We start from the raw sequence: 235 nt of genomic DNA, 5'->3' as shown, positions 1-235 counted from the left end.
GCATCGACAACCTGATCTTCATCTCGATCCTCAGCAACAAGCTGCCCGAAGCGCAGCGCGCACGCACGCAGCGCCTCGGCATCGGGCTCGCGCTGGTGATGCGCCTGGCGCTGCTGGGCAGCGTCGCGTGGATCGCGAGCCTGACCGAACCCGTGTTCACGCTGTTCGACCATGCGTTCTCGTGGCGCGACATGATCCTGCTGTCGGGCGGCCTGTTCCTCGTGTGGAAGGCGAC

At 66.0% G+C, this 235-nt stretch carries 1 protein-coding gene; it reads left to right on the top strand.

The window, feature by feature from the left end; genetic code table 11:
• Nucleotides 1-235 (top strand): TerC family protein (locus AAEZ09_RS29225; protein WP_502947626.1); only part of this gene is annotated, 235 nt, incomplete at both ends.

Source organism: Pseudomonas sp. 65/3-MNA-CIBAN-0223, assembly GCF_040310425.1.
Lineage (GTDB): Bacteria > Pseudomonadota > Gammaproteobacteria > Pseudomonadales > Pseudomonadaceae > Aquipseudomonas > Aquipseudomonas gregormendelii.
This window is presented reverse-complemented; position numbering and strand designations above follow the sequence as displayed.